This window comes from Dietzia sp. SLG310A2-38A2 (assembly GCF_014145095.1).
Classification (GTDB): Bacteria; Actinomycetota; Actinomycetes; order Mycobacteriales; family Mycobacteriaceae; genus Dietzia.
The window spans coordinates 1-1,388 of sequence record NZ_JAALDX010000430.1 but is presented as its reverse complement, the minus strand read 5'-3'; the positions used below and the strand labels follow the sequence as shown (position 1 = coordinate 1,388).

At 69.8% G+C, this 1,388-nt stretch carries 1 protein-coding gene; it reads right to left on the bottom strand.

Annotated elements, in window-relative coordinates; genetic code table 11:
• Positions 1–7 precede the first annotated feature (7 nt).
• Entirely contained in the window at positions 8–1,075 is a 1,068-nt protein-coding gene (locus tag G6027_RS14440; RefSeq protein WP_182637777.1) for a beta-ketoacyl-ACP synthase III, read from the bottom strand.
• Positions 1,076–1,388 lie beyond the last annotated feature (313 nt).

Here is a 1,388-nt window from a genome sequence, read left to right as displayed (position 1 = left end):
GGGCCTGTCAGTCGACGGGCGGCGCGGCCGGCAGGCGCACGACCTGGCCGGCGTAGGACAGTCCCGCGCCGAAGCCGATGCACAGCGCGATCTGGCCCGGCTCGGCCTCACCGTCACGCAGCATGGCCTCCATGGCCAGCGGGATCGAGGCCGCCGAGGTGTTGCCGGTCTGCTCGATGTCGTTGGCGATCGCCACCGAGTCGGGGAGGCCGAGGTGCTTGGCCATGGCCGAGTTGATGCGGCCGTTGGCCTGGTGGGGGATGAACGCCTGGATCTGCTCGGCCGTCACGCCCGCCGTCTCGAGCGTCTGCGCGCACACCTTGGACACCTGCACGGCGGCCCAGCGGAACACCTTGGAACCGTCCATCGTCAGGAACGGCTGGATCACGGCTTCCTCGCCCCCGGCGGCGGCAGAGGCGTCGACCTCGTCCACGTACTGCTTGAAGTCCTTGGTCTGGCGGATGGCGTCGCCCTTCTCGCCGTCGGAGCCCCAGACCACCGGGCTGACGTCGTTGGTCTCCGACGGGCCCACCACCACGGCGCCGGCGCCGTCGCCGAAGATGAACGAGATGTTGCGGTCGGTGTAGTCGATGCCGTCACTCATCTTCTCCACGCCCACCACCACGACGTACCGGGCGCCGCCACCGCGGATCATGTTGGTCGCCACTGCGAGTCCGTAGCCGAATCCCGCGCAGCCGGCGGTGAGGTCGAACGCGGCGATGCCGTTCCGGCCGAGGTCCGTGGCCACCTGCGGCGCCGCGTGCGGCACCTGGGTCCAATTGGTGGAGGTGCACACGATCACCGCGTCGACGAGCTCGGGATCGATGCCGGCCGAGGTCATGGCCTTCTTGGCCGCCTCGCTCGACATGGAGACGATCCCCTCGTCCGGCTCCGCCACGCGGCGGTTGAGGATGCCGGAGCGCTCGTAGATCCACTCGGAGGTCGAGTCGATCTTCTCGCAGATCTCCTCGTTGCTCACCACGCGACGTGGACGGTAGGCGCCGATGCCCAGGAGGGTCGTGCCGGGCGCGCCTTCGCTGGTCGCGATGGTCACGGTGTCGTTGGAATCCGCCATGGCAGATGGTGCTCCTCGTCGGTGTGCGGTTCATGCGCTGTGCAGGCCGTGCGATGTGCCGTTCGCGGTAGGCGCACGGCTGGTGCTCCTCGACACAGTACTGCTGTCTCGGTGGACATCGTCGCACCAGACGTCAATGTTTCGTCGCCCTTCGGGGGCTACCCCCGGCTCAGTCCGTGACCAGGCCCTCGAGCCACCCGCGCCAGCGCTCGGCGTCCCAGGTGGGCTCGACACCCTCGACCGCGGCGGCACCGAGCGGCGCGCCCGAGCCCCCCGGGACGTCCACGTACTCGTACGCGCGGACGGCGACGGC

Coding starts and splice junctions, on each gene's coding strand:
- G6027_RS14440 (WP_182637777.1), bottom strand. CDS start 1,075: ATGGCGGATTCCAACGACACCGTGACCATCGCGACCAGCGAAGGCGCG.